Consider the following 26,098-nt stretch of genomic DNA (forward strand, 5'->3'; position numbering starts at 1 on the left):
TGACATCGGCCGGCGTCAGCGGCCGATGCCAGCGGCGGGCATCACCGCCCCGCGTCGACCGCCGCGTCGACCACCGCATCAACCACCGGTTCGACGGTCCCGGGCGTGTCCCGGAGCTCGCGCTTGAGGATCTTGCCCGTGGCGTTGGTGGGCAGGATGTCGAAGAACCCGACGAGGCGAGGGTACTTGTAGCCCGCCATCTCGTCCCTGCACCAGGTGATGAGCTCCTGTGCGGAGAGCTCCGCACCCGGGGCGAGCACCACGCACGCCTTGACCTCCTCGCCGTGGCTCTCGTCCGGCACGCCGATGACCGCGGCCATGCCCACGGCGGGATGGGTGAGCAGTACCTCCTCGATCTCCCGGGGGTAGACGTTGAAGCCGCCACGGATGATCAGGTCCTTGGCGCGATCGACGATGTGGAACCATCCGTCGGCGTCCCTGCGGGCCAGATCGCCGGTGCGGAACCAGCCGTTGCGCATCACCCCGGCGGTCGCCTCGGGCCTGTTGTAGTAGCCCTTCATCACGTTGTGTCCGCGGACGACGATCTCGCCGACCGCGTCGGGGCCGGTGACACGGGTCCAGTCCTCGGCGATCAGGTCCACCTCCACGCCCCAGACCGGACGCCCGATGGACCCCGGGCGCGCCTTCTCGCCGCGCTGCGAGAACGTGGCCACCGGGCTGGTCTCGGACAGGCCGTACCCCTCCAGAATGGTGACGCCGAACCGCTCGGCGAACCGGCGGTGGATCTCGACCGGGAGCGCCGAGCCTCCCGAGCCGGCCATCCGCAGATTCCCGGCGATCTGCGGCAGGTCCACGTCGGGCGCTTCCGCTTCGAGCAGGGCCCAGTACATCGTGGGGACGCCCGCGAAGAAGGTGACGGCATGGCGCTGCATCAGGGCCAGGGCCGACCGGGGGTCGAAGCGCGGCAGCAGCACCAGCGTCGCCCCTGAGGCCAGGCCCGCGTTCATCTCGGTGACCAGCTCGACGACGGCGTTCAGGACCGCCCCGGTGACCCGCTCCTCGCGCGGCCGCCCCGGTCCCCGCTCCGTCCCACGCGCCTCAGTACCCGCCATGCCCCGAGCCTACGAGCTGAGCCGGACCGCGGTGGCCAGGGGGTGCGGTCGCCGAACCGGTGGCCGGTGGGGCGGGCGGTGGGCGACAGGCGCGAAGTCCGGTCCGGCGACCGGGTGGCGTGGGAGCAGGACCCACCGCGACGGCCTGGTTCCCGGCCTGAGAGCATGGCGAGGACCGTAGTGGTACGGACCGTAGTTGATGGGGGAAGACCATGGCTGTGCTCGTCCTGTCCGGCATTCTCGTACTTGCCGTCGGCGGATGCGTCTGCGTCGTGTGGGCGGCGCGCGGCGGCCCACGCTGGGTGCGCGCGATCGCCGCCGCGACCCTGGCGGCGGGCGAACTCGTCCGCCACACGGGGCGTACGAGCCGGAGCCGACGCCTGAGCCAGGGCTCCGACTCGGACGGCTGACTCGCCGCGCGGCGTCCGTGCCGCGGATGTTGGCTTCCAGCTGAGTCGGACGCCCCCGAACCGTCTACGGCACCAGTTCCGCCATCACGACAAGCGGCAGCGACGCGTTGGCGGCCGCCGCTTCCACCACCATCCGGTCCTCGTCGGCGAGCAGTTCGACGACGACCTGCGGAGGCAGGGCGGGGTGGCCTGCAGCGATGGGCCTCGCCTGCTTGTCCGCCAAGCAGGCGAGCAACGACGGGGGCGTCGCCTTGCGGTGCCGGGCGATCTCACGCAACGCCTTGCGCACCGGCGGTTCATGCCGGGCCAGATGCTCCAGCAGCTCAGCCGACGCGTCCGGGTTGGCCGCCACCCTGGCCAGGACCTGGACTCCGTACCGACCGACCATGGCACGCAGTTGGGCTTCGGAAAGACCCGGGTGCGGAGCGATGGCCTTGACCACCTTCGCGTCGGGGTCGGCGGCCAGCGCGTCGCGGACCGAGCCGGGCAGATCGCGTCGTGCGGCAAGGAGCATCCGTACGGTCGGGCTCGGTGAGTGGGCCAGCTCCTCGACCTCGACGGGAGACGCCGAGGCGATCCGCGGCAGCAGTGTCGGGCCGATCCAGGTGGCGTCGGCCAGGTGGGTCAGCACGTCGAGAGGCACGTGTGGGTGGTGTGCGAGCCTGCGCCGGACGTCGTGGCCGACGTCGGTGGCCAGCGTCCGGATCAGCGCGTCATCGATCGCGGGATTGTCGGCGAGTTCGGCTCGGACGGCAGGAGCGGGATCACCCGCGAGCCGTAGGTACATCTCCGGCGGAAGATCGTGCCTGGCGGCGAGTTGGCAGCGCAGGAGCATCGAGGGGTGGTCGGCGAAGCGGATGACGGCCGCGGCGGGCGTGGCCGGGTTGCTCAGCACTCTGAGCTGTATCTCGTGCACGGCGGACTCGTGGGAGCCGTCGCAGGAGGCGCCCGGCCCCAGATCACAGCCGCCCCGGACGCAGTGCGGATCGTGGACGAACGGCGTCCGTTCACGGTCGCAGACCACGCAGCTCCTGGCCGGAGGCAGCCCCTCGCCGGTGACCAGCATCGCCAGGACCGCCGGCGGCGTCGCCTCGTTGCCCGCCACGGAGCGGCGGACCGCGGCATGCGGATGCGCCGCCAGCCGGGTGGCCCATTGCGGCGTCGTCCACAACGCGAGCTCCCCGACGACCCCTATCTCGGGGTCGGCGGCGAGCATCTCCGTCACATCGGGCGGCAGACCGGGACAGGCCGCCAGCTTCTCGCGGTACTCGACGGTGGGATCCGACGCGAAGCGACGCGCCCACTCCGGGCTGCCCGCACCCTCGTCGAGCAAGGCCAGGGCGGCGTGCGGCCGGGTCACGGGATCGACGTCGGCGGTGCTCAGCAGGCCTCGGTAGGCGAGCGGTACCGCGGTCTCCTCGACGCGCGCGGCCAGCGCGACCGCCTGCGCGGGACTGAGGTCCGCGCGATGAGTGAGTTCATCGGCGACATCGGCGTCCGCGATCGCTATCAGCCGGTCGACCAGCTCGGGCGGCAAGGCCGGATTGGCAGCGAGTCCGGACAGGAGATGGTCCACAGGGGCGTCCTGCCCGGACCACGATCGAACGGCCCGTGAATTTCGGCGCCCACGAGTTCCCGGCCGTGCTCCGCGCATCACGGCCCTTCATCACGGACTGCGAGCGGTGCCGTTGCCGGGGCTCAGCCCGTCGGGGACTCCTCGGACGGGCGCAGGTTCTGCTGGAGGTCGGTCGCGCCGGTGATGATCGTGGTGTAGAGCCCGGAGCAGGTCGCGAACTTCTGGGTCGTGGCCGGGTCGATGGTGGTCTCGGGCACGGTGGCGCACATCGAGCCGAAGTACTCGTCGTAGTTCTGGTCGATGGCGGTGGTGCCGTCCAGCGTCGCTCGGTACCGCGCCTTGTCCGGGAGGGCTTCCACCTCCTCGCGCAGCTGCTCGGTGATCGCGTGAACGGCTGCCGCGTGGGTCTCGCAGGCGCTGCCCACGCCCGCCCGGCAGCCGTCAGGCTTCGCGTTCACCGCGTCGCCGATCCTGCCGTGCCACTTCTTCTCCAACTCCAGGGACCCGCCGCCCTGGTCGTCGGCGGAACCTCCGCAGCCGGCGGTCGTCGTGATGAACCCGCAGACCAGCAGCGGTATCAGCGCCCGCAGTCCCGTACCAGCCCTCATCGACCGCCCCAGTCGTCCGCTCTCACCGCCCGGCCCGGGCGGAGCGCCGAGAGCGTAGCGCAACCGCGCGGCCTGGACGAAGCGGCGAAGCTCACCGAGGGGGCGCCTGCCGCCGTCGTGGGAGTGGGAGGGCGGCGGTGCCTTCCCGGACTCGACCGGCCGACGGCGACAGACGGTGCGGCGGGGGTGTGTGGCTCAGAGGCCGAACTCCTGCGGGGACAGCCCGAGCACCGAGCACGCCTCGCGCAGGACCTGCTCCTCGGCCGGTGCGACATACCCGTCCGCGCCGGCGACGACGAAGCCCGTCTGCACGACCGCCCTCGCCTCCGTCGGCTTCTTCGCCGCCTTGGCGATCTCCTGCATGACCTCGGCCTTGCCCTGCTGGAAGTTGAACGCCAGCTGGTCGACGTGCTTGTTGAACCGCTGCCGCAGCTGCTCGGGCGGGAAGTTCTGCAGGACGTCGTTGTTCAGGATCAGCGACTCCACGTGCTGCCGCTCGGCCGGGTCGACCTGTCCGTCGGCGGCCGCGACCAGGGCGCACATCGCCATGCTGGCGTCCCGGTAGGCGCCGCTCTTCAGCTCGGTCTTGAGGGAGGTGAGCTGGGACTTGAGCGTATTCACCAGCTGCGCCCGTGATCCGCCGGAGGACCCCGAACCCGGCCGTCCGTGTCCGCCGGAGCCCCGCGCCCCCTGCGTCTGCTGCAGCGTCTTCGCCTGGTCCTTGATCCGATCCCACATCGCCACTCGTGCCACCTCGGCTTCTGCCACGTCGTTCCGGTCACCCGCGCGCGATCCACGCGCTTCCCTGCCAACGCCTGCCGGCCCCTCGAAGTTCCGCGGCACGACCGGCCACCCCTGCCACGTGCCTCAGGTCGGCCCCGTGAGGTGCCGCCACCCGTAGTCTGCTCGCACTGACCATTCGTCACGAAGGGAGCGACTTGTGGCTTCTCGTCTCAACCCGTACATCAGCTTCTCCGGCGATGCCCGGCAGGCCCTGGAGTTCTACAGGAGTGTCCTCGGCGGCGAACTGCGCCTGAGCACGTTCGGCGAGTTCGGCGGCCCCGGTGGTGGCACCGGGCAGGACGACAAGATCATGCACGGCATGCTGGAGACCAGCAGTGGATTCACGCTGATGGGCGCCGACACCCCGCCCGGGATGGAGTTCAGGCCGGGGACCAACTTCGCGGTGAGCCTGAGCGGTGACGACGCCGACGAGCTGAAGGGCTACTGGGAGAAGCTGTCCGACGGCGGCAACGTGGCGGTTCCCCTCGAGAAGCAGATGTGGGGCGACGTGTTCGGCATGTGTACGGACAAGTTCGGCATCGCGTGGATGGTCAACATCAGCGAACAGCAGTCCTGACCAGGCGTCACCACCGAGCGGTGCGTCGGCGGCCCGGGGGAGGTCGCCGACGCGCTCATGGGCGCCCGGCGATCCGCGGGAGGCCGCCCACGGGCCCCGGCGTGCGGCGGCGCCCAGCAGGGCTGCGGCAGCCCCCCACCAGGCGGGCGGTACCGGCCCCCGTCCGGCATGGCGCCAGGACCGACGGCGCGATGTGCCGGATGCTGATGCCCTCCGACCTGCGGGAGAGGCACGTGAACGACCCCAGTACTCAAGGAACGCGGAATCCGGCACTCCCCGGCGCGGGCCGTGACAGCGTCGGTCAGCCGGGGGTCATCGGCCTCGCACTCGCCGCCGTGCTGGCGGCCGCACTCGCGCAGGGTTCCTGGCAGTGGTTCGCCACCTACATCGGGGTGACACTTCTCGCCGTGCTCTTCGCCTTCCAGCGACTGCCCGCATGGACCTCGGACATCCGGTCCGCGTACATGCGCGGTCTGGTCGCGTACTCGATGGTCGTCGGCCTGTGCGTGGCGATCACGATCGCCCCCATGCTGCAGCGCTGGGCCTGGCTGTTCCCGATGCCGGGCACGCGCAGCCGGTGCCCCGAGCTGGGCGCGTACGAGGCCATGCGGGCACGGGCCGCGCTGACGAACCTGGCCGGCCACGACGGCGTGGCTCTCGCCTACGCGCAGAAGGCCCAGAGCCATGACGCCGTTGCCGTCTGCCTGTCGGCCGTCACGACCGAGTGGCTGCCCGCGTACGCGGCAGGTGCCGCCATGCTGGTGGGTGCGTGTGCGTGGTTCCGCGGCCGGGCCCGGGCGGGGAAGAGGGACTAGCCGCGCACGGCACCGGCAGCCGCCGCGTGCGTCCGGCCGTCAGGGCGTCAGCCGGGCGGCGAGGATGGCGACGTCGTCGTGAAAGAAGCCTTCGCGGTGCGTCAGGAGCTTGTCGCAGAGTTCCGTGAGGGGTTCGGTGGCGAGCGTGGCGGCGACGGCGGCGGCCTGCTGCATGCCCTCGTCGATGGGCCACGTCCGGTGTTCGACCAGCCCGTCGGTGTGCAGCAGCACGGTGGTTCCCGGTTGCATGACCTCCTCGTGGTCGTAGCGGGGCAGGTCCGGGTCCACGCCCAGGGGGAGACCGGTTTCTGCGGTGGGATAGCGCGCCTGGCGGTCGGGGCCGATGAGCAGGGGAGGCAGGTGGCCGGCGCTCGCCCATTGCAGCCGGCGGCCGGTGCCCTCGGGTTCGAGGCGGGCGATGATGACGGTCGCCATGGGGCCGCCGTGGAGTTCGTGCAGAACGCTGTCCAGGCGGTGCAGGATGCGGCTGGGCGGCTCCTGTTCGTCGAAGGCGATGACCCGGAGCATGTTGCTGATCTGGCTCATGACGGTGGCGGCGGCGATGCCGTGACCCATGACGTCACCGAGCATCAGGCAGGGCACCCGATCGGGCAGGTGGATCAGGTCGTACCAGTCGCCGCCGATCCGCGGGGCCTCGGTGGACGGCTGGTACCGGGCCTGGAGTTCCATGCCGTCCAGGTCGGGCATCTGGGGCAGAAGACGCCGCTGGAACTCCTCCGTGGCCTGACGTACCTGCTGGTAGAGGCGGGCGTTCTCGATCGCGACCCCGGCCGCGCCGGCCAGTGCGACCAGCAGGTCCTCGTCCTCGCTCGTGAACGACTCGCCGGTGGTCTTCCCGGCCAGGTAGAGGTTGCCGTAGAGCGCGTCGCGCACCTTGATGGGCACGCCGAGCAGTGTGGGCGTGCGCAGGCGTTCCCCGGTGCTTCCGGTGCTTCCTGCGGCGCCGGCCGGGTCGCCCGGGTCGCCGCTGCCGCCGTGGCTCCGCGTGTGCAGGGGGCGACGGTCGTCGAGGAGGGCGGCCAGCGGCCCGGCCCCGTGCGGGACGCCGTCCCCCGTGGCGGAGCGTCCCCCGGCCGCGAACCCGGACGTGATCACCTCGCTGAACCGCTCCGCGTCGCCCAGTACCCCGAGCGCGCCGCACCGGGCCTGTACCAGCTCACAGGCGGTGTCGGTGATCCTGCGGAGGACCGCGTCCAGCTGGAGTTCCTTGCTCACCTCCAGGACCGCGTTCAGGAGTTCCTGCGCCCGGCCGGGCACCCGCGCGGCTTGTCGCAGCCCCTGTTCGAGGCGGTCCAGATGCTCATCGGTCAACTGCGGGACCGGCGGCACGTCCTCGTGGCCGTGCGGGCTTCCACTCTCAGGGGAGTACGTCATCGTGGTCGCCCTTCCGCGCTGCCCTTGTCGTGGTTCTTCCGGTCCGGTCCGGACGGGGCGAGCCCTGTCGGCCGCCCGTGTCGCGTCCCTTTCGTATGCCCTGCCAGCTTCGCCGCAGACGAATCACCACACAACAGATGAAAGTGCAATCTTCGGGTAGTCGGACGACACCGTTCGAATGATCAAAAGGGCGGCGGGTTAGCATGTGAGCGCCGCCTAGCTCGAAAGATAAACCTGTGACTGTCAATGACGACTCGTTCACCAATTGGAAGAACCGCGAGGAGATCGCGGAGTCGATGATCCCGATCATCGGGAAGCTGCACCGGGAGCGGGACGTCACCGTCCTCCTCCACAGCCGCTCCTTGGTGAACAAGTCGGTGGTCAGCATCCTCAAGACCCACCGATTCGCCCGGCAGATCGCCGGCGAGGAGCTCTCGGTCACCGAGACGTTCCCGTTCCTGCAGGCTCTCACCGCGCTCGATCTCGGTCCCTCCCAGATCGACCTCGGCATGCTCGCCGCGACGTACCGGGCCGACGGCCGCGGTCTCTCGGTGGAGGAGTTCACCGCCGGGGCCGTCGCCGGCGCCACGGGTGCCAACAAGATCGAGCGCTGCGAGCCGCGCGACGTCGTCCTCTACGGCTTCGGCCGCATCGGCCGCCTCGTCGCCCGCCTCCTCATCGAGAAGGCCGGCTCGGGCAACGGCCTGCGCCTGCGTGCCATCGTCGTCCGCCGGGGTGGCGACCAGGACATCGTCAAGCGCGCCTCGCTGCTGCGCCGCGACTCCATCCACGGCCAGTTCCAGGGCACGATCACCGTCGACGAGGCCAACGGCACGATCATCGCCAACGGCAACGAGATCAAGGTGATCTACGCGGGCGACCCGTCGGAGGTCGACTACACGGCGTACGGCATCAAGGACGCCATCCTCATCGACAACACCGGCAAATGGCGCGACCGCGAGGGTCTGTCGAAGCACCTCCGCCCCGGCATCGACAAGGTCGTGCTGACCGCGCCAGGCAAGGGCGACGTCCCCAACATCGTGCACGGCGTCAACCACGACATGATCAAGCCGGACGAGCAGATCCTGTCCTGCGCCTCCTGCACCACGAACGCGATCGTGCCGCCGCTGAAGGCCATGGCGGACGAGTACGGCGTTCTGCGCGGCCACGTGGAGACCGTCCACTCGTTCACCAACGACCAGAACCTGCTGGACAACTACCACAAGGCCGACCGCCGCGGCCGCTCCGCGCCGCTCAACATGGTCATCACCGAGACCGGCGCCGCCTCCGCCGTCGCCAAGGCGCTGCCCGATCTCAAGGCCCCGATCACCGGCAGCTCGATCCGCGTCCCGGTGCCGGACGTCTCGATCGCGATCCTCAGCCTGCGGCTCGGTCGCGAGACCACCCGCGAGGAGGTCCTCGACTACCTCCGCGACGTGTCGCTGACCTCGCCGCTCAAGCGCCAGATCGACTTCACCACCGCCCCCGACGCGGTGTCGAGCGACTTCATGGGCTCGCGCCACGCGTCGATCGTCGACGCCGGCGCCACCAAGGTCGACGGGGACAACGCGATCCTCTACCTGTGGTACGACAACGAGTTCGGCTACTCGTGCCAGGTCATCCGCGTCGTCCAGCACGTCTCGGGCGTGGAGTACCCCACCTTCCCCGCCCCGGTGCTCTGATCCCGGTGCTCTGATTCCGGTGGTCCGGCCCCGACGGTCCGGCCCCGACGGTCCGGGCCCGGCGGACTCTCCGGTCCGGCGTCGCGCCGGCCGGGCGGCGGTGTGGGCGGCAATCGAATCCGACAGGCATTCGGTTGCCGCCCACCGCCTCCGCCGAGCCACCACCGCCACCGTCCGGCCGCGCACCGCGCGACCAGCAACTTCGCAGACCTGTGCCGACGGCCCTTCCGAATCGATTCGACGATCGAGGCACGGGGGCTTGTCGTGACATTCGCACGACACTTAGGGTCCCTTGCAGCAAGCGCTTTCCCGTCATGCGAGGAGCCGCTTCGCGTACCGCTACCGCGTGGTGATCGCGGACGGAGCCTGGGACCGCGACCGCGTCACCTCGCATCTGGAGGGACTGACATGGTGAGCCTGCCGAACCTCCCGCATCCGCTGCCAGGAGCCGTGGGCCTGTCGCACCTCAGCGCCTATGAATGGGAAGCCGCCGACGGGGCGTGCGGCGGCAGCCCGCATCTGCATCTCGTGTGCACGGAGGCGTACGTCGTCACGGGCGGCCGGGGCGCCGTCCAGACCCTCAGCCCCGACGGCTACCGCGACACCCCTCTGGAGCCGGGTTCGGTGGCGTGGTTCACGCCCGGCACCGTGCACCGCATGGTGCAGGGCGGCGGACTGCGCATCACCGTGCTGATGCAGAACAGCGGACTGCCGGAAGCCGGGGACGCCGTCTTCACCTTCCCGCCCGACGTGCTCGCCGACCCCGAGCGGTATGCGGCCGCGGCATCCCTCCCGGCGCGGACCGGCCCGGAGGCGGCGACCGCCGCCCGTAAGCGCCGCGACCTGGCCGTCGAGGGGTATCTGCCGCTGCGCGAGGCGCTCATGGCCGGTGACAACGGCCCCTATGTCGAGTTCCAGCAGGCCGCGGCGCGCCTTGTCAGGGACCGGGTCCCCGCCTGGCGTGAGCTGTGGCGGGCGGGCGCGCTGGCCACGGCGGAGCGCACCGGGGCCCAGCTCACGGCCCTGGAAGCCGGTGACCCCGGCTATCTCGCCGACGCCCGTTCGTACGACACCGGGCCGACCCGGCACGGCGGTTACGGCATGTGCGGCCGCCGCGAGGAGTACGAACTGCCGGGCACCACGCTCCCGTATCACGGCGAGTAGCGCCTTCAGGAAGTCACCGTCCACGCTCCACGGCCGGCGCGGAGCCGTAGCGGCACGCCTGGGACCGGCCCGGTCGACCCACCCCCGTATCCGCACTCCGGAGCCAACTCGATATTTCTACGAGGCTCCCCGGCCCCGTGGCGCACTAGCGTCGCGCCATCGGCTCCGGCGTGAGAAAGAGGTACGAGGTGTCCCATGCGGTGCGGTGGTCCGAAGCTCCGCCGGCGGCGGAGACCTTCACCGACACGGCCGAGGCGGCCAGGCTCCTCGAACTGCTCGTCTGGTGCGGTGCGGCGGCGGGGGTGGCCGGGGTCGTCGTCGTGGGAACACACCTTGCTCTCGCGCTGCGCAGGGGACAGGCGGTCGCGCAACTGGGTTCGCTCGGCTGGGTGCTCGCGGCCTGTGTCGTCGTCGCCACCGCGGCGCCCCTCGTGAACGCGCTTCTCTGAAGCCCCGGAAGCCCCGGAATCCCGCGGGAGCCCCGCAAGTCCCGGCAGCCCCAGGAACCCCGGACCCCGGAAGGCCCAGGAGCCCCAGGACTTCCAAGGATCCGGGAACTCCGGATGCGCGACCGGGCCCCCTCGGCCCCCCACCAATCCCAGGAGAATCGGTGAGATCAGCATTACTGGCGCTTGCGGCGAGATCCCAGGATCCCTCCCCGAACATTCCCCAGCCCACCCCCAGTGCGCCGGCGGCCCTGGAGGAGAAGATCGAGCTCCTTCTCGGCGTACTCGCCTGGGTCGGGACGACGGCCGGTGTGGTCGGCGTCCTGGTGACCGGCATCATGATGGCGGTCTCCCACCGCAGGGGCGAGCTGTCGGAGCACATGAGCCGGCTCGCGACCGTGCTCGTCGGCTGCGGACTGGTCTCCGTCGCCGGCCCGCTCGTCACCTTCGTCTTCGGGCGAGCCGGTGAAGTGGCAGCGCACGCCCCGTTCGCACGGCTCCGGGCACCGAGCGGAGAGCGGTGCCGGGGAACGGCCGTACTGGAAGACGCGGGCCGCCCGGCGGACCCCTTCCAGGGGTACGTGGACGATGTGCGGGCCTTTCCCCGTCCCGTCTCGCAGTCCGAGGCAGCGACGCTGGCGGCCGGATGACGCGCCCGCCCGCGCCCCGCTACTCCTTGCGCCATTCCGCTGCCAGGAGGCCGTAGACCACTTCGTCGCGTCGTCCGTCGGGGAAGGCCGCTGCCTGGCGCAGCACTCCCTCCTGCGTGAAGCCCAGGCGCCGGGCGACCCGCTGACTGCGCTCGTTGTCGGGGTTGGTACGCAGTTCGACCCGTCGCAGTCCGAGAGGGCCGAACGCCTGGTCGAGCACCGCGGCAACGGCTCGGGTCACCAACCCGCGTCCCTCGTGCGCGGCCTCGATCCAGTAGCCGACCTCGCCCGATCGTGCCGGGCGGTCGATCCTCAGGCCGACCGTCCCGACCAGACGCCACCGGTCCTCCTCCGGCACGGCGATGGCCAGGGGCAACAGCGTTCCGTCCAGCCAGGCCCGGCCCGTTGCGACGAGGGCCTCACGGGTCTGGGCCAGCGTGGGCGGGTGGTCGTCGGCCGCCGGATTCCAGCGGGCGATCCGCTCGCGGTGATTGGCCTCCAGCAGCGCGTGGTACGCCTCGGCGATCTCGGGCGTGCGGGGTATCAGGACGGCGTCGTCCCCGAGAGGGTGGGTGAACATCGACGCGGTGACGGTGGACACATGTGCTCCAGAGCTGGTGGCGATGAGGCACACCCTAGAGCGATCATCGCCACGGCGGTCGACTCGTCGAAGGCCCTCGGTACCTGGGCTCCTCAGTCGCGCCGCGCCGCGGCCAGGGAGGCGCGCAGTGTCGCGGCGTCCGCGCTCGTGCCCGGGTCGTCCGCGGAGATGCCGAGCCCCTGCGGGTTCTTCGCGTAGGGGACGACATAGGCGGGAGTGTCGCGCTGGAACCGCCAACTGTCGGCGAGGGGACCCGCGTCCACGGCGTCGTATCCCAGGAGGTCGAGCAGCCGTGTGGCGGCGGCCTTCGCGTCCGGGTCGTCACCGGCGATCGGCAGCGCCGAGCGGTCGGACGCGCCCGACGGCCGGGCCAGCGCGGCCAGATGCCCGTAGTAGATGTTGTTGAACGCCTTGACGACCTGGGCGTCCGGGAGATGCCGCTGCAGGAGTTCGCTGGTGGTGGTCTCCTCCGCGTCGAGTTCGGCGATCCGACCATCGCGTTCGGGGTAGTAGTTGTCGGTGTCGAGGACGACCTTCCCCGCCAACGGCGCCACCGGCACCTGCCGGTAGTTCTTCAGCGGGACGGTGACCACGACCCAGTCTCCCGCGGCCGCCGCCTCGGCGGGGGTCGCGGCCCGCGCGTGCGGGCCCAGCTCGGCCACGAGGCCGGCAAGGGTCTCGGGCCCGCGTGAGTTGCTGAGGACCACGTCGAGCCCGGCGGCGACGCCGAGCCTCGCGAGAGTGCTTCCGATGTGTCCACTGCCGATCAGCCCAAGAGTGCTCATGATGATGACAGCCGGGGATCCGGCACCCGTATTCCCCATCAGGAGGTCGGGAAGCCGGGAGCCGGAAGCCGGGAACCCAGGACGACAGGAAGTCAGGACGACAGGACGCGCAGGAAGTCAGGCGGACAGGAAGTCAGGACGCGCAGGAAGTCAGGACGACACGTCGGCCGGAGCCCCCTTACGTGAGGCGGGTACGGCGGACTCTCGCACGGCGACCCCGCGCGCCGGAACGCGCCGCCCGGCCAGCCGGCACCCGAGGCAGCCCGGGTGCCCCTCACGCGCCGCGCGGTCCCGGTCCCGGAGGCGCCACTGGTCGGCGGGCCGCGGGCCGGGCGGCTTGCCCCAGCCCGCGAGGTGCAGGCCCCAGGTGACCAGCACCGCCGCCGCCATCACACCGACCCCCCACCAGATTCCCGGCCGCCAGCCGCAGAGCCCCGCGCCGGCGAGCGCGGACCCGGCCGTGGCGACGGCGCACCCGGTCCAGCCGGCGATGGTGTGGCCTTCGTCGTACTGATGTCCGCTCATGTGCCCGCCCTTCGCTCCGCCGGCGTTGCGTCACGGCATGCCGCGGCTCCACCACCGGCCCGACCTATGATGTCTTAGCAAGTGAGAAATTTATCTTACGCACTAAGGAACATCAATGGAGGGCAAGCCCCGCCCCGCCGCCTCCGCCTCGGACGCGATCAGCGCGATGGACGGCCTCATCGCGACGAGCATCGTCGGCCAGCAGGAGTTCGCCCGGAACCTCGGACTGAGCGTCACGGACCTCGTCTGCTTCGCGTACGTCCTGGAGGCAGGGGACTCCCCGGTCACCGCCGGCGACCTGGCCGGGCGTGCGCACGTCACGACGGGTGCGGTGACCGGCATCCTCAACCGCCTGGAGCGCGGCGGCTTCGTGACCCGCGAGCCCGACCCCGCCGACCGGCGCCGGGTGCGCGTCGCCGCCGTCCCGGCCGCCGAGGAGCGTGTGCGGGCGATCTACGAGCCGTACTACGCGCGGCTCGCGGAGCTCTTCGCGGACTACGCACCGGACGAGATCGCCGTCCTCGCCGACTGGTTCACGCGCGCCGGTGCGCTGGCGCGCGCCTATCTGGAGGAGTCCTGCGACGACTGAACCGTCGGCTGTCGGCTGTCGGCTGTCGGCCGTCGGGGACGGTCGGCGGGCCGGGGTGCGGCCGGACGGATGAAGTGGCCCCGTCGAACGCGTTTGATGATTGACGCACCATCAGACAGTCGCGACTCTGTTCCTCCATTCCCAGTACCCCTGTGCTCAGGCGAGGAACGATGCTGTCCATTTCGAAGTGGGGCGTGGTGGCCGCGACGACGGTCCCGCTGGCGATTCTCGCGAGCTCGGCCTCCGCGTCCAACGACCCGTACCCCCTGGACCGGAGCGCGGACCGGGCCCGCACCAAGGTCATCAGCGTGACGACGACCGGCACCGGAACCACGATGGTCGACAACGGGGCGCCCGGGCCGGGGATCGGCGACCAGGTCGTCATCACGGCGAATCTCTTCCGCAAGGGTGTCAGTTACGGCGACGAGGGAGCGGTGTGCACCCGGGTGGCGGCGCAGACCACTCACTGCACGGGCACCTTCCGGCTTCCCGGGGGCCAGGTGACGTGGCAGCACCTGCAGACCACCGCGGTGGGCAAGCCGCCGAGCGACTTCGACGTCGCCGTCACGGGCGGCACCGGCACCTATGCCACCGCCCGTGGCTACGGCCACGTCGCCCGCACCTCCGAGTCGGGCGGATCCTTCACCCTCCATCTCGTGCTCTGACCTCTGACCGTGCTCCGACCTCTCCCGTCCGGCCCGGCTGCTGAGCGACTGCCCGGCCGCCGGGCCTGCGTGCCACCACCGACCTCCCGCATGTGACGAAGGCCACAGTGCGTCGTCCCGGATCATCAGGTCATCATATGACCCGATCGCCGCACGGATGAGGAGCCGGGCCACGCCCCGGACGGCACAGCGAGACGAGGATGGGCATGAGTGAGCAGGACAGGCCGGCACGGCCGCGCGTGGGCGTGGTGGGACTCGGGGCCATGGGCCTCGGCATGGCCCGCAGCCTGCGGAACGCGGGCTATGACGTGGGGGTCCACGACCTGCGACCGGAGGTGGCCTCGGCCTTCGCCCGTGACGGCGGCACGGCGTTCGGTTCGCCGGGCGACCTGGCTGCCGCGGTGGACGTCCTGGTCGGCGTGGTGGTCAGTGCGGCACAGGTCGAGTCGGTGCTGTTCGGCTCCGACGGGGCGGCCGACCGGCTCCGCCCCGGCGCCGTCTTCGTGATGTGCTCCACCGTCGACCCCGGCTGGTCCGCCGCACTCGACGCACGCCTGGCCGAGAAGGGCGTGCTGTACTTGGACGCTCCGATCTCCGGCGGCGCCGCGCGTGCCGCGGCCGGCGAGCTGACGATGATGACGTCGGGCTCCGCCGCGGCATACGCGGTCGCCGACCCCGCACTCGAAGCCATGAGCAGCACGGTCTACCGACTGGGGGACCAGGCAGGACTCGGCTCGAAGGTCAAGATCGTGAACCAGCTGCTCGCCGGTGTGCACATCGCCGCGGCGGCCGAGGCGATGGCCCTGGGCATCAAGGCCGGCGTTCCGGCCGAGGCGCTCTACGAGGTCATCACGCACAGCGCCGGCACCTCGTGGATGTTCGAGAACCGCATGCCGCACGTGCTCGCCGGTGACTACACGCCTCTCTCCGCGGTCGACATCTTCGTCAAGGACCTGGGGCTGGTGCTCGACTCCGCCCGGCCGGAGAGGTTCCCGCTTCCTCTGGCCGCCACCGCACACCAGATGTTCCTCCAGGCATCGGCGTCCGGTCTGGGGGCAGAGGACGACAGTGCGGTCATCAAGATCTTCCCGGGCGTCGACCTGCCCGAGCCGGAGGTGGTCTGAGATGGGAATCCGACTCGGGTGCATCGCCGACGACTTCACCGGTGCCACGGACCTGGCCAACAACCTGGTGCGGGCGGGTATGCGCGTGGTCCAGCTGATCGACGTGCCGCCGGCCGGTGCAGACCGGCCGGCCGACACCGACATCGAGGCGGACGCCGACGCCGACACGGACACGGACACGGACCTGGGCGTGGACGCGGACGCCGTGGTCATCGCGCTCAAGTCACGCACCGTCCCGGCGGCCGAGGCCGTCGAGGCGTCGCTCCGGGCACTCGCCTGGCTGCGGGCCGCGGGCGCCGAGCAGATCTACTTCAAGTACTGCTCCACCTTCGACTCGACACCGGCCGGCAACATCGGACCGGTCACCGAGGCCCTGATGGACGCGATCGGCGCCGACTTCACGCTCGCGACACCGGCCTTCCCCGACAACGGACGCACGGTCTTCAAGGGGCACCTCTTCGTCGGCGACGTCCTGCTCAGTGAGAGCGGCATGCGCCACCATCCGCTCACCCCGATGACCGACCCCAACCTCGTCTCCGTCCTCGGCGCGCAGACCACACGCCCGGTCGGCCTCATCGACCACACGGCCGTCGCCGGCGGCGCCGAGGCGATCCGGGCCCGTATCGACGCCCTGCGCGAGGAGGGCGTCGGGATCGCCATCGCCGACGCCGTCTCCGACGACGACCTGCTGCGCCTGGGTTCGGCGGTCCGTGAGCTGCCCCTGGTGACCGCCGGCTCCGGCCTCGCGATCGGCCTGCCCGCCAACTGGGGCATCGAGCCGTCCCCGGCGGCCGCGCAGCTGCCACCGGCCGGCGGCCACCGGGCCGTCGTCTCCGGCTCTGTCTCCGTCGCCACCAACCGCCAGGTCCAGGAGTTCCTGGACAGCGGCAGGCCCGCGTTCAGCGTCGACCCGCTGCGTATCGCGGCCGGCGAGGACGTGGCCGGACAGGCCCTGGACTTCGCCGAGAAGCACCTGGCCGACGGCCCGGTCCTCGTCTACTCCACCGAGGCACCCGACACGGTCCGCACCGTCCAGGGCCGGCTCGGCGCCGCCGAGGCCGGTGAGCTGGTGGAGCGGACCCTGGCCCGCGTCGCCCGGGGACTCGTGGCGCGCGGTGTCCGTCAACTCGTCGTCGCGGGCGGTGAGACCTCGGGAGCGGTCGTCCAGGAACTCGGCCTCACCGGGCTGCGGATCGGACCGCAGATCGACCCCGGTGTGCCGTGGTGCGCGGCGGCCCTGCCCGACGGGGACACGCTTCACCTCACCCTGAAGTCCGGCAACTTCGGTGGTCCCGGCTTCTTCACCGACGCGTTCGCGCTCCTGGACGAGGAGGCGTCATGACCTCGTCCGTCGACACCACGGCCGACGAAGCGCGCGCCGAGATCGTCCGGGTGGGCACGAGCCTGTTCTCCCGTGGCTACGTCCACGCCAGCGCCGGCAACATCAGCGCCAGGCTGGGGGACGACGGCCATCTCATCACGCCCACCGACGCGGCCCTGGGCTTCCTCGAACCCCACCGCCTCGCGCTGGTCGACGCCCAGGGCGAGCAGATCGCGGGCGACCGCGCCAGCAAGACCCTCACCCTCCACCGACGCATCTACGAGGCCGACCCCACGGCCCGTTTCGTCGTCCACACCCACTCCACCCATCTGGTCGCGCTCACCCTGGCCGGTGTGTGGAGCCGGGACGACGTGCTCCCGCCCATCACGCCGTACTACGTGATGAAGGTCGGGCACGTTCCGCTCATCCCGTACCACCGGCCCGGCGACCCGCGCGTGGCCGATCTGGTGACCGCCCGGATCGCCGACCGCAGGGCGAGCCGTACGCCGATCAGGGCCGTCCTGCTCGACCGGCTGGGCCCCGTGGTCTGGGGCCCCGACGCGGCCACCGCCCTGGCCGTCCTCGAAGAACTCGAGGAGACGGCACGTCTCTGGCTCCTGACAGACCGTCGACCGGAGCCGCTCCCCGCCCACGCCGTCGACGAACTGCGATCCACGTTCGGCGCCGCGTGGTGACCAGCCACTGACCCGTCAGCGAATCCCCCGAGCCGCACGAAGGATTCCGTCATGTCCACACCCATATCAACGGCCGAGTCCCCCGACCTCGCCCGCGAGAACGCCGTCTTCCGCAAGGTCGTGCGGCGCATCGTCCCGTTCCTGATCCTCTGCTACGTCTTCTCCTACCTGGACCGGGTCAACGTCGGCTTCGCGAAGTTGCAGATGTCCGACGACCTCGGGTTCAGCGAGGCGGCGTACGGCCTGGGCGCCGGGCTGTTCTTCATCGGCTACTTCCTGTTCGAGGTCCCCTCGAACCTGATGCTGCAACGCATCGGCGCCCGCACGTGGATCGCCCGGATCATGATCAGCTGGGGTCTGGTCTCGGCGTCGTTCATGTTCGTCACCAACGAGGCGATGTTCTACGTCCTCAGGTTCCTCCTCGGCGCCGCCGAGGCGGGGTTCTACCCGGGCGTGATCCTCTACTGCACCTACTGGTTCCCGTCGCACCGCCATGCCCGCGTGATCGCGATGTTCATGTCGGCCATTCCCGTCGCCGGCATCTTCGGCAACCCGCTCTCCGGCTGGATCATGGACCGGTTCCAGGGAGTCAACGGCTGGCAGGGCTGGCAGTGGATGTTCCTGCTCGAGGCGATCCCCGCACTCCTCGTCGGCGTCGCCACGCTGTTCTACCTCGACGACGGCGTGCGCAGCGCGAAGTGGCTCTCCGACGACGAGAAGGCCGTCGTCGAGCGGGCGATCGCCGACGACACCGCGCACCAGACGGTGCACGGCCGTGTCTGGGACGCGTTCCGTGAGCCCAAGGTGTGGCTGATGTGCCTCATCTACTTCTGCTTCGTGATGGGCCAGTACGCGCTGACCTTCTGGATGCCCACGTTCGTCCAGTCCACCGGCATCGAGGGCAATCTCGCGATCGGCGTGCTCAGCGCCGTGCCGTACCTGGCCGCACTCGTCGCGATGAACGTGTTCGGGCGTTCCGCGGACAAGCGCCGCGAACGCCGCTGGCATCTGGTCGTGCCGAGCCTCATGGGCGCGGTCGGGTTCTCGCTGGCCGCCGTCTGGAGCGGGTCGACCGTGCTGTCCCTGATCGCGCTGTCCTTCGCCGCGGCCGGAGTGCTGACCTGCGCACCGCTGTTCTGGTCGCTGCCCACCGCGTTCCTGGGCGGCGCCGCCGCCGCGGCCGGCCTCGCCGTGATCAACTCGGTGGGCAATCTCGCCGGCTTCGTCAGTCCGTACATGATCGGCGCGCTCAAGGACGCCACCGGCTCGACATCGATCCCGATGTACGTCCTGGCGCTCAGCCTCGTCGTCGGAGCCGCCGCGGTGCTCACCACCAAGAAGCAGGTCGTCAACCGCTGACCGGATCCGGCACCGGGCCCGCCGCCCGGGCCCGGTGCCGGTCCGACCACAGGAGCAAACATGCCGAGGTTCGCCGCGAACCTGTCCATGATGTACACGGAACACGACTTCCCCGACCGCTTCGCCGCGGCGTCGGCGGACGGCTTCGACGCCGTCGAGTACCTCTTCCCCTACGCGTACGACGCCACCGGGCTGCGTGGCCGGCTCGACGAGCACGGCCTGCGGCAGGTGCTCTTCAACGCGCCTCCCGGCGCCTGGGATTCCGGTGAGCGTGGGACCGCGGCACTGCCAGGACGCGAGGCGGAGACACGGGCCGGTGTCGAGCGCGCCCTGGAGTACGCCGCGACGCTGGGCTGCCCGCGCGTCCACCTGATGGCCGGGCTGGTACGGCCGGACGCGACGCCGGCGCAGCTCGCCGAGCACCGCGACACCTACCTCGCCAATCTGGCCTGGGCCGCGGAGCGTGCCGCCGCGGCGGGCGTCGACATCCTGATCGAGCCGATCAACACCCGTGACATCCCGGGCTACTTCCTGAACCGGCAGACCGAGGCCCACACCGCGGTGCAGGAGGTGGGCGCCCCGAACCTCAAGGTCCAACTCGACCTCTACCACTGCCAGATCGTCGAGGGCGACCTCACCACGACCCTGCGCCGCGACGTACCGACCGGGAGGGTGGGCCACCTGCAGATCGCCGGCGTACCCGACCGGAACGAGCCCGACCGGGGCGAGCTCGACATCCGCCATCTGTTCGACGTCGTCGACGACCTGGGCTTCGACGGATGGATCGGCTGCGAGTACCGACCCCGCGCCGGCACGAGCGAGGGGCTCGGCTGGCTCGACGACTACCGGAACCAACGAGGGGAACACGCATGAGGATCGTCATCACGGGAGGCTTCGGCTTCCTGGGACGGCAGGTGGCCGCCGCACTGCTGCGGCGGCGTACGTTCCGCGGCACACCGATCGACCGGCTGGTGCTCGCCGACCGCTTCGTGCCGTCCGAGCCGGAGGCCGCCACCGACCCGCTCGTGGAGATCGTGCAGGGCGACCTGACCGACCGCCTCACCGAGCTGTTCGCGGAGCCGGTGGACGTCCTGATCCACCTCGCCTCCGCCGTCTCGGCCGAGTGCGAGGCCGACTTCGACCTCGGCATGAGCGCCAACGTGGACACCACCCGCGCCCTGCTCGAGGCCGCGCGGGCCCAGTCGGTCGCCGGCGGCCCGACGCCGCTGGTGGTGTTCTCCAGCAGCGTCGCCGTCTACGGCTCCGACCCGGCGCTGCCGCTGCCGCCGGTGGTCAGCGAGTCGACCCTGCCCACGCCGCGGTCGAGTTACGGCACCCAGAAGCTCGTCTGCGAGCAACTGGTGGCGGAGTACACGCGCCGTGGCTTCGTGGACGGCCGCGTCGCCCGGCTGATGACCGTGTCGGTACGGCCGGGCAGGCCGAACGCGGCCGCCTCCGGCTTCCTGTCCGGCATCGTCCGCGAGCCGCTCGCGGGCCTCCCGGCGAACTGCCCGGTCCGCCCCGATCTCCGGGTGGCCCTGGCCTCACCGCGCCGCACGGTCGAGGGAATCCTCCGCGTCGCCGAGGTCGAGCGCGGCGACGGCCCGGGCCGGCTCGACGGCGCGCTGCCGGTCAACCTTCCCGCTCTCACGGTCTCCGTCGCCGAGATGCTGGCCACCCTGCGGAAGGTCGCCGGCGACGCCGTCGCCGACCTGGTGACGATCGCGCCCGACGCGGACGTCGAGGCCATCGTGGGCTCATGGCCCGCCGCCTTCGACAACGCCCGCGCCGCCGCGCTCGGTCTCGGACCCGACCCGGACTTCGCCTCGGTGGTACGGGACTACCTCGACGACCACGCCGACGCCGTCACCGCCGGTGCCCTCCTCGCAGCCGGGGCCGCCGGGCCCGCGCCGATAGACTGAAGACCATGTTTTCCAAGGTGAGTGGTTCCGTCCGGCTCGCGGACCGGGTCGCCGAGATCCTCTCGGCGGAGATCGAGTCCGGACGGCTGGCCGAGGGCGACAAGCTGCCGACCGAGGTGGAACTGGTCAAGCAGCTCGGCGTCAGCCGCACGGTGGTGCGCGAGGCCGTCTCCAGGCTCCGCAACGCGGGTCTCGTCGAACCGCGCCAGGGCCGGGGCGTCTTCGTCCTGCCCCGGCGCACCCGGCCACTCGACCTCGAGGCCGGTGCCGCCGACACCCGGTCCAAGGTGCTGCAGATCGCGGAAGTACGCCGCGCCATGGAGGGTGAGGCGGCCTCCCTCGCGGCCGAACGCGCCACGCCCGGCGATCTCGTCCGGATGCGTCAGGCCCTCGACGCGATCGACGCGGCGGTCGCGGCCGGGGGCGACGGCGTGGACGAGGACCTCGCCTTCCACCGCTCCATCGCCGAGTCCACGGGCAACGCGGTGATGGTCTCGACGGTGCGCTACCTCGGCGACGTGCTGCGCGGCGGAATCCGCGTCACGCGGGCGAACGAGGCACGACGGGGCGACTTCATCGAAGCGGTCCGCGAGGAGCACCACGCCATCCTGGCCGCCATCGAAGGCGGCGACCCGGGCACGGCGCGCACCGCCGCCCGCCGCCACATGGAGCACGCCGCCGCCCGGCTCCAGGACGCGGACGACGGCTTCTGGACCGGGGCCGAGACCCTCGAAGTGGACCTCGACGCCGCCCCCTGACGCGCGCCGCCGGGCAGCTCGCCCCCAGCCCTTTCCCGCACTCCGGCCTTTACGCCGGATACATGGATGAAAGAGGCACAATCGAAGGAGAGGGGCACGGCGAACGATCCGCCCGGAGGTGATCAGATGCCAGGGACCCGCTCTCGTTCGCGCTATGTCGCGGATCGGGGACTCACCACCCGCATGGTGACCACGATGTTCCTGATCGGGCTGCTCTATGTGGTCTTCGTCGGCGTCCTGCTGGCGCTCCTGCGGAGTTCGTGGCCCTTCATCCTGGTGATCGCGGGCGCTCTGTTCATCGCGCAGTTCTGGTTCAGCGACCGGATCGCGGCGTACAGCATGGGCGCCCGCGAAGTCACCCCCGAAGAGGCCCCCGAGCTGCACGGAACCGTGGACCGCATCTGTGCCCTCGCCGACATGCCGAAGCCGCGTGTGGCGATCGCCGACAGCGATGTGCCGAACGCCTTCGCCACCGGCCGCAACGAGAAGGCCGCCCTGGTCTGCGCCACCACCGGCCTGCTGCGCCGCCTGGAGCCGGAGGAACTGGAAGGCGTCCTCGCGCACGAGATGTCGCACGTCGCCCACCGAGACGTCGTGGTGATGACCATCGCCTCGTTCCTGGGCGTCCTCGCGGGCGTGATGATGCGCGTCTGGCTCTACAGCGGCCTCGGCCGCAGCAGCCGCGACAGCAACGCCGCCATCGCGATGCTGGTGATTCCGTTGGTCAGCGCGGCCGTCTACGTGATCAGCTTCCTGCTCACCCGGCTGCTCTCCCGCTACCGCGAGCTGTCCGCCGACCGCGCCGCCGCGCTGCTCACCGGCCGCCCCTCCGCACTCGCCTCCGCGCTCACCAAGGTCAGCGGCCAGATGGCCACCATCCCGACCCGGGACCTGCGGAAGGCGGAGCCGTTCAACGCCTTCTGGTTCGCGCCCGCCTTCTCCTCGCACAGCCTGAGCCGGCTGCTCTCCACGCACCCGACGCTGGAGCAGCGCCTGGACCAGCTGGGCAGGATGTCGATGGAGCTCGGCCGTGGGACTTCTTGACACCATCCTCGGCCGCAGCAAGCCGGTACGCCCCGACCTCGACCAGCTCTTCGGCCTGCCGGCAGCCGCGATCACCCTCCAGGCGGGCGCCGGTTTCGTTCCGACGGGCATCGGCTCGGTGTGCTTCGCCAGCGTCGAGGGCGGAGCCTTCGCCAGGATCCAGCAGGACGTACGGGAACTCCTCGACGCCGACACCGGCCGGGGCGGGACCCCCGTCGAGTTCGGCCAGGACGCGTACGGCTACACCTGGCTGGTCGCCCGCCGGGCCGCCGACGACACGGTCTCCCTGGTCAACGACGTGCACGCCGTGAACACCCTCCTCGAGGAGGCCGGATTCGGGCCTCAGCTGCTCTGCTCCCTGATCGGCTTCCGTGACACGGCGGGGGAGCGTGTGCTGGCGCTGGTCTACCTCTACAAGCGCGGCACCTTCTACCCCTTCGCCCCGCTGCCCGGAGCGAACGAGAAGCGCGACAGCGCCCTGGAACTCCAGATCAGGGCGCTGCTCGCGGACGACCTGCGGGTCGAGGAGGACCTTGGCCGCTGGTTCCCGGTCTGGGGCGCTCCGGGGCTCGACGGGACGGAGCGCGGGGGCGGGGGCGGGGGCGGGGGCGAGGGCGTGGGCGGCTGAGTGCGCGCGCCGCGCTGTCCTCACGGCCTCACGGCTCAGTCTTCGGTCCCTACGCCTGCTGCCGGAGCCAGTCCCTGTAGTGGGTGGGGGCCAGCTCGGTGCCCTTCGGCGCGATGAGCACGTCTCCGCTCACCTCTGCGAACATGCCCGCCTGGTCGTCCGTGACCACATGGCGGTCGCCGTCGGGGCGTGCTTCCAGGGTGATCCGGCCCAGCTCGTCCAGCGTGAACACCTCGGGGCCCGCGACGTTGCGGATGCCCTGCAACGGGGAGCCGGTGGCGGCACGAACGACCGCCGCGGCGACGTCGGCGGCGGCGATCGGCTGCACCGGGGTGGACGGCAGGCGGACGGCGTCACCCTCGGTCGTCCAGGACATGATCGCGCCGACGAACTCGAAGAACTGGGTGACGCGCACGATCGAGTACGGCGTCGGCCCGTTCTCGAGGATGTGCTCCTGAGCGACCTTGGCCCGGTAGTAGTCGACCGGGACCTGGTCCACGCCGATGATCGAGAGAATGACGAAGTGGCGGACACCGGCCGCCTCCGCCGCGGCGCCGATGTTGCTCATCGACGTTTCGAAGAAGTCGATGGAGGTGTCGTCGAACGAGGGCGAGTTCGTCAGGTTGATCACCACATCGGCGCCCGCGAGGGCCTCCTCCAGGCCCTTGCCGCTGACGACGTCGAGTCCGGTGGACAACGAGGCGGGTTTCACGTCGTGACCGAGCGCGGTGAGGCCGTCGACCACCTGCGATCCGATCCTGCCGCGTCCCCCCAGGACTGCGAACTTCATGACGCACCCTTCGTCGAGTGTTCAGGTGCCGGGCCGCGCAGGAGGCCGGTCGGCATGCGTGTCGTCCCAGATCGACAACATCCCTTTTGACCACGTTAGCCCGGCAACGGGACAACGGCAGCCGAGCCGGGCCGACGGCCTCGGGGGCGCAGTGTGATCGCCCGGCCCTGGCGTATCCGCCTGGTACGTCTGCTTGTTCGTCGGTTCCGAACGGTGCGCCGAGCCGCTTCGGAGGACCGGGTCACGCCGTTCGGGACGGTGACCGCCCGCGCCCGCGACGTCATGGTCGGTGAGCATGCGCCACGGCATCGCCCGCAGGGGCGGCGTTCGGGCACGCTGGGCCATAGCCTGAAGAGCGGAGCGCGCCGTACGCCGTGCCACCCACTCGGTCAGACGGCGCAGCCAGGACTCGGAGGCCGGTATGGAAATCGGCCGCTTCGGGCGCAGGCCCCGGCAGCCGGCGGTCGGCTTCGACGAGATGGAGGCGAACCTCCGGGCCGACCTGCAGGGAGTGCTTGCGCTGAACGGCATGGGCGGCTTCGTGTGGGAACTCGACAGCGGCCTGGTCTTCCTCGACCGCGGCGGTCTCACCGTCTTCGACCTGGCCCCCCGCGCCTACGACGGCCGAGCGGAGACGCTGAGCCGGCGCATCGAGCCCGAGGACCGCTCAGCGCTCAGGTGCCTGGTGGACGACGCACTCGCGCACCGTGACAGCTTCGGTGCGTACTTCCGTGTGCGCTGTGCCGACGGCCACCTCCGCTGGGCGCATGCGCAGGGCCACATCCAGCGCGACCGAACAGGGCGGCCGTGCCGCATCGTCGGCATCGTGCGGGACGCCGGCCCCGAGCTGGAGCACCTCCGGCAGCAGGCCGCCCTCGAGGCGGACCGTCGGCGCCAGGCGGACGTCGTGCAGGCCACCACGAGCGCCCTGTCCCAGGCCCTGACCACCGAGGACGTGGGCGCCGCGCTGACCAGCAAGAACGTCATGGACACGATCGGCGCCGCGAGCATGGTCCTCAGCCTCGTCGAGAACAAGCGGCTGCGGATCGTGGCCACGGCCGGTCTGGCGCCCGAGTACGCCCGTGACCTGCGCTTCGTCCGTCTCGACGATGCGCTGCCCATCGCCGAGGCCGTCCGCACCCAGTCGGTACGGTTCATGCGCAGGGAAGAGGCCCTCACCTACCCCCGGCTCCGGCCGCACGTCATCGACACCGATCTGACGGTCTCCGCCCTGCTGCCCCTCGTCGCCCAGGCCAGGCCGATCGGTGCCCTCGCGATCATCTACCGGGACAAGGCCGACTTCACTCCCGAGGAGCGCAACCTGCTCCTCGCGCTCGGCGCCACCGTGGCCCAGTCCGTGCAGCGGGCCGTGCTCTACGACCAGGAACACGCGATGGCCGTCGGCCTCCAGCAGGCCATGCTCCCGGCCGGCATCCCCGATGTCCCCGGCGCGCGGATTGCCGCCTGCTACCGGTCCGCCCGCACCGGCCACGAGATAGGCGGCGACTGGTACGACGTCGTACCGCTGCCCGCCGGCCGCGTCGGCCTGGTCGTCGGCGACGTCCAGGGACACGACATCCACGCCTCCGCCGTCATGGGCCAGTTGCGGATCGCGCTGCGCGCCTACGCCGCCGAGGGGCACCCGCCCGCCACCCTCATGGCCCGCGCCTCCGCCTTCCTCCACGATCTGGACACCGAGCGCTTCGCCACCTGCATCTACGCCGAACTCGACCCGGCGACGGGCCGCACCCTGCTCGTACGGGCCGGGCACCACGGCCCGATCATCAAGGACGCGGGCGGCCGCTGCAGCCGCCCGCACATCCGCGGCGGACTGCCGCTCGGCCTGCCGCAGCACGGCCGCCACGCGCCGTACCCGACCACGTCGCTGCGGCTCGCGCGCGACGAAACGGTGCTGCTGTGCACCGACGGGCTGATCGAGTTCCGCGGCATGGACATCGACGAGGGCATGGACCGGATCGAGGCCGTCCTGCGCGCCGGGCCCGCCGATCTGGACCGGCTCGCGGAGCACCTCGTCACGAACGTCGAGGACCGCCATGGCCAGGAGGACGACATCGCGCTGCTCCTCGTCGCCCTGAGCGGCGGCTGATCACGC

The 26,098-nt window shown here is 71.2% G+C and carries 28 protein-coding genes; 19 read left to right on the plus strand and 9 right to left on the minus strand.

Annotation, left to right across the window (positions count from 1 at the left end):
- Positions 1-41: 41 nt before the first annotated feature.
- A complete protein-coding gene (locus OG766_RS32355; RefSeq protein WP_328726947.1) occupies positions 42-1,073 on the minus strand; it encodes an AMP-binding protein in 1,032 nt (343 codons plus the stop codon).
- A gap of 212 nt (positions 1,074-1,285) precedes the next feature.
- On the opposite strand from OG766_RS32355, the gene OG766_RS32360 reads away from it, so the two are divergent.
- Positions 1,286-1,483: a hypothetical protein gene (locus OG766_RS32360; protein WP_266385472.1), complete on the plus strand. Its 198-nt coding sequence runs from the start codon at positions 1,286-1,288 to the stop codon at positions 1,481-1,483.
- Between the two features lie 64 nt (positions 1,484-1,547).
- Here OG766_RS32360 and OG766_RS32365 read toward each other — a convergent pair whose 3' ends face one another.
- The 3 genes from OG766_RS32365 to OG766_RS32375 form a co-directional block, all read right to left on the minus strand.
- Positions 1,548-3,059: a hypothetical protein gene (locus tag OG766_RS32365; RefSeq protein ID WP_328726948.1), complete on the minus strand. Its 1,512-nt coding sequence runs from the start codon at positions 3,057-3,059 to the stop codon at positions 1,548-1,550.
- A gap of 122 nt (positions 3,060-3,181) precedes the next feature.
- Positions 3,182-3,667, minus strand: coding sequence for a hypothetical protein (locus tag OG766_RS32370; RefSeq protein ID WP_266385466.1), 486 nt, complete (start codon positions 3,665-3,667; stop codon positions 3,182-3,184).
- Between the two features lie 195 nt (positions 3,668-3,862).
- The gene (locus tag OG766_RS32375; RefSeq protein WP_328726949.1) at positions 3,863-4,411 is read right to left on the minus strand and encodes a tellurite resistance TerB family protein; all 549 of its coding nucleotides are present in this window, start codon (positions 4,409-4,411) and stop codon (positions 3,863-3,865) included.
- A 196-nt stretch (positions 4,412-4,607) separates the two neighbouring features.
- Here OG766_RS32375 and OG766_RS32380 point away from each other — a divergent pair, with 196 nt between their 5' ends.
- The gene (locus OG766_RS32380) at positions 4,608-5,027 is read left to right on the plus strand and encodes a VOC family protein (RefSeq protein WP_266385460.1); all 420 of its coding nucleotides are present in this window, start codon (positions 4,608-4,610) and stop codon (positions 5,025-5,027) included.
- Between the two features lie 233 nt (positions 5,028-5,260).
- Complete coding sequence (locus OG766_RS32385; RefSeq protein ID WP_328726950.1) at positions 5,261-5,842, plus strand: hypothetical protein; 582 nt, start codon at positions 5,261-5,263, stop codon at positions 5,840-5,842.
- 39 nt (positions 5,843-5,881) lie between these two features.
- Here the strand turns inward: OG766_RS32385 and OG766_RS32390 are convergent, their stop codons facing one another.
- Positions 5,882-7,237, minus strand: a complete 1,356-nt coding sequence (locus OG766_RS32390; protein WP_328726951.1) for a PP2C family protein-serine/threonine phosphatase — start codon at positions 7,235-7,237, stop codon at positions 5,882-5,884.
- Between the two features lie 236 nt (positions 7,238-7,473).
- Between OG766_RS32390 and OG766_RS32395 the strand changes: the two genes are divergently transcribed.
- The 4 genes from OG766_RS32395 (at position 7,474) to OG766_RS32410 (ending at position 11,179) form a co-directional block, all read left to right on the plus strand.
- Positions 7,474-8,919, plus strand: a complete 1,446-nt coding sequence (locus OG766_RS32395; RefSeq protein WP_328726952.1) for a glyceraldehyde-3-phosphate dehydrogenase — start codon at positions 7,474-7,476, stop codon at positions 8,917-8,919.
- 408 nt (positions 8,920-9,327) lie between these two features.
- Complete coding sequence (locus OG766_RS32400) at positions 9,328-10,083, plus strand: cupin (protein WP_266385448.1); 756 nt, start codon at positions 9,328-9,330, stop codon at positions 10,081-10,083.
- A 200-nt stretch (positions 10,084-10,283) separates the two neighbouring features.
- The gene (locus OG766_RS32405) at positions 10,284-10,532 is read left to right on the plus strand and encodes a hypothetical protein (protein ID WP_266385446.1); all 249 of its coding nucleotides are present in this window, start codon (positions 10,284-10,286) and stop codon (positions 10,530-10,532) included.
- A gap of 161 nt (positions 10,533-10,693) precedes the next feature.
- Entirely contained in the window at positions 10,694-11,179 is a 486-nt protein-coding gene (locus tag OG766_RS32410; RefSeq protein WP_328726953.1) for a hypothetical protein, read from the plus strand.
- A 19-nt stretch (positions 11,180-11,198) separates the two neighbouring features.
- Here OG766_RS32410 and OG766_RS32415 read toward each other — a convergent pair whose 3' ends face one another.
- The 3 genes from OG766_RS32415 to OG766_RS32425 all read right to left on the minus strand — a co-directional run bounded on the left by OG766_RS32415 (position 11,199) and on the right by OG766_RS32425 (position 13,090).
- A complete protein-coding gene (locus tag OG766_RS32415) occupies positions 11,199-11,780 on the minus strand; it encodes a GNAT family N-acetyltransferase (RefSeq protein WP_328726954.1) in 582 nt (193 codons plus the stop codon).
- Between the two features lie 92 nt (positions 11,781-11,872).
- Entirely contained in the window at positions 11,873-12,565 is a 693-nt protein-coding gene (locus tag OG766_RS32420; protein ID WP_266385437.1) for an NADPH-dependent F420 reductase, read from the minus strand.
- A 150-nt stretch (positions 12,566-12,715) separates the two neighbouring features.
- A complete protein-coding gene (locus tag OG766_RS32425; protein WP_266385435.1) occupies positions 12,716-13,090 on the minus strand; it encodes a hypothetical protein in 375 nt (124 codons plus the stop codon).
- 115 nt (positions 13,091-13,205) lie between these two features.
- Between OG766_RS32425 and OG766_RS32430 the strand changes: the two genes are divergently transcribed.
- The 11 genes from OG766_RS32430 to pspAB all read left to right on the plus strand — a co-directional run bounded on the left by OG766_RS32430 (position 13,206) and on the right by pspAB (position 23,195).
- Positions 13,206-13,679: a MarR family winged helix-turn-helix transcriptional regulator gene (locus tag OG766_RS32430; protein ID WP_266385432.1), complete on the plus strand. Its 474-nt coding sequence runs from the start codon at positions 13,206-13,208 to the stop codon at positions 13,677-13,679.
- Between the two features lie 170 nt (positions 13,680-13,849).
- Positions 13,850-14,344 (plus strand): hypothetical protein, encoded by a 495-nt coding sequence (locus tag OG766_RS32435; protein WP_328726955.1) that lies wholly within the window; start codon positions 13,850-13,852, stop codon positions 14,342-14,344.
- 206 nt (positions 14,345-14,550) lie between these two features.
- On the plus strand, positions 14,551-15,468 hold the full coding sequence (ltnD, locus tag OG766_RS32440) for an L-threonate dehydrogenase (protein WP_328726956.1): 918 nt from the start codon (positions 14,551-14,553) through the stop codon (positions 15,466-15,468).
- Between the two features lies 1 nt (position 15,469).
- Positions 15,470-16,810 (plus strand): 3-oxo-tetronate kinase, encoded by a 1,341-nt coding sequence (otnK, locus tag OG766_RS32445; protein ID WP_328726957.1) that lies wholly within the window; start codon positions 15,470-15,472, stop codon positions 16,808-16,810.
- Positions 16,807-17,484, plus strand: coding sequence for a class II aldolase/adducin family protein (locus OG766_RS32450; protein WP_266385420.1), 678 nt, complete (start codon positions 16,807-16,809; stop codon positions 17,482-17,484). The genes otnK and OG766_RS32450 overlap by 4 nt, the downstream gene beginning before the upstream one ends.
- Before the next feature lie 51 nt (positions 17,485-17,535).
- Positions 17,536-18,843: an MFS transporter gene (locus tag OG766_RS32455; RefSeq protein WP_328726958.1), complete on the plus strand. Its 1,308-nt coding sequence runs from the start codon at positions 17,536-17,538 to the stop codon at positions 18,841-18,843.
- Positions 18,844-18,903: 60 nt separating this feature from the next.
- A complete protein-coding gene (gene otnI / locus OG766_RS32460) occupies positions 18,904-19,716 on the plus strand; it encodes a 2-oxo-tetronate isomerase (RefSeq protein WP_266385414.1) in 813 nt (270 codons plus the stop codon).
- Positions 19,713-20,765: a D-erythronate dehydrogenase gene (denD, locus tag OG766_RS32465; RefSeq protein WP_266385411.1), complete on the plus strand. Its 1,053-nt coding sequence runs from the start codon at positions 19,713-19,715 to the stop codon at positions 20,763-20,765. Before otnI ends, denD begins: the two co-directional genes overlap by 4 nt.
- Positions 20,766-20,770: 5 nt before the next feature.
- A complete protein-coding gene (locus OG766_RS32470; protein WP_266385408.1) occupies positions 20,771-21,523 on the plus strand; it encodes a FadR/GntR family transcriptional regulator in 753 nt (250 codons plus the stop codon).
- A 126-nt stretch (positions 21,524-21,649) separates the two neighbouring features.
- The gene (htpX, locus tag OG766_RS32475; protein ID WP_328726959.1) at positions 21,650-22,567 is read left to right on the plus strand and encodes a zinc metalloprotease HtpX; all 918 of its coding nucleotides are present in this window, start codon (positions 21,650-21,652) and stop codon (positions 22,565-22,567) included.
- Positions 22,554-23,195, plus strand: a complete 642-nt coding sequence (gene pspAB, locus OG766_RS32480) for a PspA-associated protein PspAB (protein ID WP_328726960.1) — start codon at positions 22,554-22,556, stop codon at positions 23,193-23,195. Before htpX ends, pspAB begins: the two co-directional genes overlap by 14 nt.
- A gap of 49 nt (positions 23,196-23,244) precedes the next feature.
- On the opposite strand, the gene OG766_RS32485 is transcribed toward pspAB, so the two are convergent.
- Positions 23,245-23,985 carry an SDR family oxidoreductase gene (locus OG766_RS32485; RefSeq protein ID WP_266385402.1) on the minus strand — a complete coding sequence of 247 codons (741 nt, stop codon included), beginning with the start codon at positions 23,983-23,985 and terminating at the stop codon, positions 23,245-23,247.
- A 421-nt stretch (positions 23,986-24,406) separates the two neighbouring features.
- On the opposite strand from OG766_RS32485, the gene OG766_RS32490 reads away from it, so the two are divergent.
- Entirely contained in the window at positions 24,407-26,092 is a 1,686-nt protein-coding gene (locus tag OG766_RS32490; protein WP_328726961.1) for a SpoIIE family protein phosphatase, read from the plus strand.
- Positions 26,093-26,098 lie beyond the last annotated feature (6 nt).

It is taken from the genome of Streptomyces sp. NBC_00259, assembly GCF_036181745.1.
Taxonomy (GTDB): Bacteria; Actinomycetota; Actinomycetes; order Streptomycetales; family Streptomycetaceae; genus Streptomyces; species Streptomyces pratisoli.